The following is a 6,863-nucleotide window of genomic DNA, read 5'->3' as shown; positions in this document are numbered from 1 at the left end:
CACCGTCTCACCCTCGGCCATGTTGAAAGGCGCCGGCGCCTGGCGAGCAGCCGTTTCACCCTCCGGCGCACTAAATCCCGTCGGCGCCTGCCGAGCCACCGTCTCACCCTCCGGCGCACTGAACCCCGTCGGCGCCTGCCGAGCGGCCGTCTCGCCCTCCGGCATGCTGAAACGCGTCGGCGCTTCCGTGCCGCGCTCGGACGCGCTGTACCCGGTCGGCGCTTCCGTGCCGCGCAACGCGACCGCCGACTCGCGCACCTTGACGCCTTCTTCCAGCGGGGTGAAGGAGTCCGCGCTCGCCTGGTCGGTTTCCTCGTACTGCTTGGCCGTCGTGCGCACGTTGTCGGCGGTGGTGCTGACGCCCTCCTTCGCGGCCTTCAGGGCGTCGATCCCTTCCTCCTCCATCGGGTTGACGATCGGTGGCAGGAAGGAGCACAGGATCCCGTAAGCCTCGTCGGACATGCTCACGGTCTCGGCGGCCGAGATCGCGGTGTCCAACCGGTCGGTCAGCCCGTCCAGGTGACTCGCGTGCGCGGTCAGCTCCTCGGCGACGACCTCAAAGGTCATGGTGCTTCCCCTCGGTTGTTCAGGCCGCTGTGGACACGACTTCGGCGAGGCGGCGCTCGATGCGCCGGTTGTCGGCCGGAGAGATGCTGAGCCAGGCCCCCTGGCTGACCATCAGGTACCGGCCCTGGTGCGTGTCGAACCAGGTGACCAGCGTCGACGCCCGTTCGGAGCCGCGGGAGACGCCGAACTGCCCGCCCGCGCAGCGGGTGTTCGCCAGCTCGGCCAGCGCCGCGGCGTCCTGGGCGGGCACCCCCGCCCTGGCCAGCGCCACCTCTTCTTCGAGATCGCCGCCGAAGGGATCGTCGTCGTCCTCGTCGAGCGCGCTGGCCAGCTGGTCCTGGCGAACCGAGATCGACCGCAGCGGCCCGGGTTCGTTGGGCGGCAGCACGCCGACGGCCGCGATCGCCAGCGCGGTCGGGCGGATCTCCGTCAGGTGCAGCTCGCCGGCCACCTGCTGCGCGAGCACGCCGGTGCGCCCGGCGACGGCGGCCAGGGCCTGCACCGGGCCCCCGATGTGGCCCACCACGTCGACCGAGGTTTCGTTCTCGTGGAGCAGCCGCAGCAGGTCCGCGAGCCGCGGGTCGAGCTGGTCGCCATTCGCGTACCCGCGGCCGGACAGCGACCGGAACGCATCGGCGGCGAGCTCGGCGCGCTCCTCCATCGTCGCGCCGAGGCTCGGCACCTCCAGCGGGAACGGGACGCGGCCCAGGCCGAGCGCGCCGTGCACGAGGTCGAATTCGGCGGCGGAAAGCGCGAAGTCCGGCGCTGTCGTCGTGGTCATCACTGGCCCTGCTGCTTCTTCCGCTTGCCCTCGCCGATCACCGGCGGCGGCAGGTCGGCGCCAGGCACCTCGACCACCGGGCCGCCCTCGACGTACTTGCTGGTGCGTTCCTTCTCCTGGCCTTCGCCCTGGCCGCGCTGGGCGCCGCCCATCGGCCCCATCCCGGGGGCGCCCGCCGCGCCGGACTGTCCGGGCATGCCGGCGCCTCCGCGACCGGCGAACCCGCCGTCGGGTCCGCGGCCGGTGCCCGACACTCCGCCGGGACCCACGCCCGACGTCCCGCCCGGGCCCACACCGGAACCGCCGCCCACACCAGAACCGCCGCCCGCGCTGGACAGGCCGACCGGTCCGCCGCGGAAGCCCGAGCCACCGCCGGGGCCGGAACCGGGCATGACGGGCCCGCCCGGGCCGCCACCCGTGCCGGGGATCGGCGGGATCGGCCCGCGCCATCCGCCGGGTCCGGTCTGGTTTCCGGGCCGGTTGGGCTGGTTGGGACGGTTCACGCGCGGCCCGGTCATGTAGGGGCCGCCGTCCGGCCCCTGGAACGGCCGCGGCTGGTGCTGCCGGTCGTCGCCGAGCGGCGGCAGGTTGCCCGGCGGGTGGACACCGCCCGTGCCCTGGGAAGTCGTGGTCTTGGGCTGGTAGTCCCCGAGGGGCGGCATCTCCGGTGGCCGGAACGACCGCGTCGGGCCATCCATCGACGGGGTGCTGCCCAGCGGCGGCGGGGTGTTGCCGAGCGGCGGGGCCGAGAAGGACTTCGTCGGCGGATCCATCGTCGGAGTGTTGCCGAGCGGCGGAGCCGAGAACGTCTTCGTCGGCGCATCCATCGGCCCGGTACCGCCGGGGCCCGGCCCCTGGAACGGCGTCGGGGCGCCACCGGGCTGGCTGCCCTGCAGCGGCTCGACCTTCGCGGTCAGCCGCTGTGTTTCCATGACGTCGCCCGGCGCGGAGTTCGGCGAGGTCGAGCTCGGCGCTTCCGGATCCGTGCCCACGTTCTGGGGCTTGAGCTCGGCGCGCTCGGCCACGTGCTGCTTCTGCAGCGGCACCGGCTCGTCGTTCGTGACCGGGTTCGGCGGGGGAGTGAACTTCGGGGTGTCGCCGTCGATGTTGCGGGACTCGCCCTCCATCCAGGTCATCACCTGGACCGCCTGCTCGTGGGCGGAGGCGGACCGGTCCTGGTGGGCCTTCAGGTCGACGCAGGCCTGCCGGAAGCCCTCCATGTTGCCGGTGGCGAAGGTCATGGCCGCCACCGCGTTGATCATCTCACCGCCCCCGACCGGCTCGGGCATCTCGGCCTTGGCGGTTTCCATGATCCGCCCCTGCACCGCGACCCGCTCCGCCATCGCGCCCGCGGTCGTGCCCGCGTCGTGGTTCCAGTCGGCCAGTTGCTGGATCGCCGACCGCGCCGCTTCGGCGGCCTCGCCCTGCCAGCCCGCTTCGGTGGCCCGCAGCCGCTCGCCCATGCGCGTCGCGGATTCGGCCAGCTCGCTGCTCAACCGGTTCCACTCGTCGGCCAGCTGGCCGACGCGGCCGGGATCGTTGCCGGTGTGCACCGCCTCGTAGAGCTCGCGGTGGCTGCGCGAGGCCCAGTTCTGCGTCTCGGTCAACGCGATGTCGACGTCCGGCCCAGCGGTCTCCTGGGTCATGTCCGGTCTTTTCCCCTCGACTGCGGATCGGTGCGCCCGGCCGAAACCGGTCCCATCAAACGAGCTTCCGGAAGGAGTCCGACACGTGCTCCTCGATGTCCCGGTACTCGCGCATCGCGGCGACGATGGCGTCGCGGGCTTCTTCCAGGACCTCCCGGTAGCTCGTGAGCACTGCCGTGAAGGAGTTCTCGTCGCCTTCGGCGCGGTTCGCGAACTTCGCCGCCATGGCCTCGCCGACCGGGTTCTGCCCCAACGGCGCGTGCTGGGTGAGCGAAGCGGACCTGGCCAACCAGTCGTCCACTGTGGACATCTGATCCTCCAGGGCGGAGCGGATCTCCGCACCGGCCGCCGGGTCCAGGCGCAAGCCTTCCGATTCCACCGCCTTGCGCAAGTGCTTGACGCCGGACACGGACCGAACGAGCGAGAGCTTTGCCCGTTCTTTTACGTCTTCGCTCATGAATCCCCCAGACAGAACATCACCTGGTTATGATCGCACTCGCCGCCAACGCCGGACCAACGCCGGACCAACGCGAGCGTTGGCGGGTGCACTCGCCGACGAACGACTCGATCGGGAGCGGATGTCTTCTCCGAGAACCCGACCACAACCGCGGATTCGCTTGCTGGGCCCGGTGGAATTGCTGCGGTCGGACGGCCGAGCAGCGGCCATCGGTGCCGCCAAACGGCGCAATGTCCTCGCGGCGCTGGCGATCGACCTCAACCGCGTCGTCTCCGTCGACCGGCTGATGGACATCGCCTGGAACGGCAATCCGCCGCCCACGGCCAGGGCCTCGCTGCAGGGCCACATCGCCCAGCTGCGCAAGGACCTCGGCGACGGCGTGGAACTCGTCACCCGTTCCCCCGGCTACCTGCTGCTGGCGCCCCGCTCGCTGCTCGACGTGACGCGGTTCGAGGACCTGATCGCGGACGCCAGGAACGCGTCCGACGAGGAGGCCGTCGACCTGCTGCGCGCCGCACTCGCCCTGCGCCGCGGCCCGGCCCTGGCCGACGTCGAGTCGGAAAGCCTGCGCCGCGACGTCTCGGACCGGCTGGACGAGTCGGTGGTCACCGCGGTGCACGAGCTGGCCCGGCGGCTGAACCGGCTCGGTCGCGCCGCCGAGGCGATCGAAAAGCTCCGGGAGGCCGTCGCGATGCGGCCGCTGCGCGAACCCCTGGTGGAGCTGCTGGTGCTGAGCCTGCACCAGGCCGGCCGGCAGGCCGAGGCGCTCGACGTCTTCCACGACACGCGGACCCGCCTCGCCGACGAACTCGGCGTCGCCCCCGGAACCGGCCTGCAGGAGGCCTTCCACACCGTGCTCAGCGCCGACGACGGGCGGCCGCCGACTCGCGTTCCCTCGCAATTGCCCAGGGAGAACCGGGGTTTCGTGGGCCGCGGCGCCGAACTCGCGCAGCTGGACGCGGCGCTGGACGACGACGGCCCGATCCGGATCCTCACCGGCCCGGCGGGCGTCGGCAAGACCGCGCTCGCGCTGCGCTGGGCGCACCAGGTGGCCGCGGACTTCGAGGACGGCTGCCTGTTCGTCGACCTCCGCGGGTTCGACGACGCGGATCCCGTGGCTCCGGCGCAGGCGCTCAGCGGTTTCCTCCGCGCGCTCGGGGTGCCTGCCGCGCGGATCCCCGACGAACTCGACGAGCGCGCCGCGCTGTACCGCTCGGTGCTGGCGGACCGGCGACTGCTGGTGGTCCTCGACAACGCGCGTTCGGCCGCGCAAGTCCGCCCGCTGCTGCCCGGCAACTCGGGTTGCGTGGTGCTGGTGTCCAGCCGGAGCCGCCTGGACGACCTGGCGGCCACCGAGGGAGCGGTCCGGCTGTCGCTGCCGGTGCTGGACCGGCAGGCGGCGGTCGCCGTTCTGCGGCTGCTGCTCGGCTCCGAGCGGATCGCCGCCGAACCCGCCGCGGCTGCCGAGCTGGCGGAGCTGTGCGACCGGCTCCCGCTGGCGCTGCGGATCGCCGCCGCCCGCGGCGCCAGCCATCCGCACTTCACGATCCGCTCGCTGGCCGACATCTACTCCGACGAGCGCCACCGGCTGACCAGGCTGTCGCTGCCGGATTCCGGCGGGAGCATCCGCGCCGCCCTGACCACCAGCTACCGGCGGCTCGACGACGCGTCGGCACGGCTGTTCCGGCTGCTGGGCGAGCACCCCGGCGCCGAGGTCGACTACTTCGCGGCCGCCGCGCTCGCGGGCACCAGGCTCCGGGACAACCAGGCCCGGCTGGAGAGCCTGGTGGCGGTCAACCTGCTGCACGTGACCGGCCCCGGCCGGTACGGGCGGCACGACCTGGTCCGGCTCCACTCGGCGACCCTCGCCGCGGCGGAGCCCGCGGCCGACCGGGACGCCGCGATCACCCGGCTGCTCGACTACTACCTGCACGCCGCCGAAAGCGGCCTGCGCGCGGTCGAAGGTCCGGCGCGGCGGCCCGGGCAGCAGGCCGCGCACCCGCTCGCCGAGCTGCCCGACCTGCCGACGGCGCAGGCGGCGCTGAACTGGTTCCGGACCGAAGAGGACAACATCCAGCACGCGCTCGCGCTGGCGACCGCGCGCGCCCGGCACGACCGGGCGTGCCAGCTCGGGCTGTACCTGGACCGCTTCCGCCGCCACGTCGGCCGGCCCGACCCCCGCGAGCTGGGCGAAGCGCTGGCCCAGGCGTTCTTCCCGGGGAACATCTGCGGGAACTCGGTCTTGTAGCAGCAGAAAGCCCCCGCAACATGAACTGGTCCCCTGGAGTTGGACTGAGAAATTCGGTTCCGACTCCAGGGGAGCAGTTCACAGGTGCGGGGGCTTTCTCGGTCGGGTCAGGACCGGATGTGCTGCACGGCTTCCGCGACGGTTCGGCCGAAGGCCTGCATGCCCTTGGCGTTCGGGTGCAACGGCGCCGCGAACGACGTCGGGACCAGGCCCTCGTAGTACTTCTCCGCCGGGGCTGCGCAGACGTCGTGGCCCTCGCTGACCGGGCCGAGGTCGACGAACTGCGCGCCGTGCGTCGCCGCCCGCTCGCCGAGCATCGCGCTCAACTTGTCCACACTGGACTGGATGTAGTCCGCGTCGCGCGCCCAGACCAGCTCCTTCGGGTAGCAGCCGCCCGGCCGGAGGTAGGTGCCGTAGCCGACCACCACGATCTCGGCGTTCGGCGCCCGGTGCCTGATCTGCGCGAGCGAGTCGTCGAAGCGCGGCACGAGCGCGTCGATCCGTGCCGCGAGCTCGTCCCCGCCGCCCGCGGTGAACTCGTCCGCGCAGGACGATCCGAACGGATCCGGGAGCAGGTTCACGCACGAAACCGCCGCCTGCACCAGCGATACGTCGTTGCCGCCGATGGTGACCGTCACCAGGTCGGTCCGGTCGCTGAGCGCGGCGTACTGCGGGGCCATGATGCCGTGCTGCCTGCCGGAGAAGTCCTCGATCTTCGCGCCCGAGCAGGAGACGTCGGTCAGCTTCGCGCCGATCAGCCGGGCCGCCACCCGCGGGTAGTTCTCCCTGGAGCGGAAGCAGAGCAGGTTCGGGTCGGGGTTCGGCGTGAGCGGCCCGGCGGCCGCCGAATCGCCCATCGCCACGTATTCGAACTCGTCGGCCGCGTGCGCGGTGGGCGCGAGCAGCGCCCCCGCCACGGCGAGGGCAGAACCTAGTTGGGCGAGACGACCGAGCTGGGATCCCACGCGGGCCTCCTGCGAGAGCTGGGCACTGGCCAGCTTGATCTAGCACGGCAAGATCCTCACGGCGCGAGAATTCACCCGATCGTCGAGCGCCCCAACGTGTCCTGCCGCAATTTCAATGAGCCTTTTTCATCCTGATCTTTGCGGGTCAGGGCTGGTGGGGTGTGTCGTTGCGGGTGAAATGGTGAAGCTCCTGGTAGAT

The 6,863-nt window shown here is 72.2% G+C and carries 5 protein-coding genes and 1 pseudogene; 1 reads left to right on the top strand and 5 read right to left on the bottom strand.

Annotation, left to right across the window (positions count from 1 at the left end):
* Positions 1 to 288: 288 nt before the first annotated feature.
* The 4 genes and pseudogenes from AB0H93_RS38325 to AB0H93_RS38310 form a co-directional block, all read right to left on the bottom strand.
* Positions 289 to 567, bottom strand: a pseudogene (locus AB0H93_RS38325) (type VII secretion target); the annotation flags it as partial.
* Between the two features lie 19 nt (positions 568 to 586).
* Positions 587 to 1,348, bottom strand: a complete 762-nt coding sequence (locus tag AB0H93_RS38320; protein ID WP_358580391.1) for an ESX secretion-associated protein EspG — start codon at positions 1,346 to 1,348, stop codon at positions 587 to 589.
* The gene (locus tag AB0H93_RS38315; protein WP_358580389.1) at positions 1,348 to 2,994 is read right to left on the bottom strand and encodes a PPE domain-containing protein; all 1,647 of its coding nucleotides are present in this window, start codon (positions 2,992 to 2,994) and stop codon (positions 1,348 to 1,350) included. Before AB0H93_RS38315 ends, AB0H93_RS38320 begins: the two co-directional genes overlap by 1 nt.
* A gap of 55 nt (positions 2,995 to 3,049) precedes the next feature.
* Positions 3,050 to 3,403, bottom strand: a complete 354-nt coding sequence (locus AB0H93_RS38310) for a hypothetical protein (RefSeq protein ID WP_358580387.1) — start codon at positions 3,401 to 3,403, stop codon at positions 3,050 to 3,052.
* A gap of 220 nt (positions 3,404 to 3,623) precedes the next feature.
* Here AB0H93_RS38310 and AB0H93_RS38305 point away from each other — a divergent pair, with 220 nt between their 5' ends.
* Positions 3,624 to 5,699 carry a transcriptional regulator gene (locus AB0H93_RS38305; protein ID WP_358580384.1) on the top strand — a complete coding sequence of 692 codons (2,076 nt, stop codon included), beginning with the start codon at positions 3,624 to 3,626 and terminating at the stop codon, positions 5,697 to 5,699.
* A 107-nt stretch (positions 5,700 to 5,806) separates the two neighbouring features.
* Here AB0H93_RS38305 and AB0H93_RS38300 read toward each other — a convergent pair whose 3' ends face one another.
* A complete protein-coding gene (locus AB0H93_RS38300; RefSeq protein ID WP_358580381.1) occupies positions 5,807 to 6,664 on the bottom strand; it encodes an SGNH/GDSL hydrolase family protein in 858 nt (285 codons plus the stop codon).
* Between the last annotated feature and the right edge of the window lie 199 nt (positions 6,665 to 6,863).

The sequence above is a fragment of the Saccharopolyspora sp. NPDC050642 genome (assembly GCF_040654735.1).
In the GTDB taxonomy this organism is placed as follows: Bacteria; Actinomycetota; Actinomycetes; order Mycobacteriales; family Pseudonocardiaceae; genus Saccharopolyspora; species Saccharopolyspora elongata.
Note: the sequence above shows the minus strand (reverse complement) of the source record. Positions and strands in the feature narration are given on the sequence as shown.

Coding starts and splice junctions, on each gene's coding strand:
- AB0H93_RS38320 (WP_358580391.1), bottom strand. CDS start 1,348: ATGACCACGACGACAGCGCCGGACTTCGCGCTTTCCGCCGCCGAATTC.
- AB0H93_RS38315 (WP_358580389.1), bottom strand. CDS start 2,994: ATGACCCAGGAGACCGCTGGGCCGGACGTCGACATCGCGTTGACCGAG.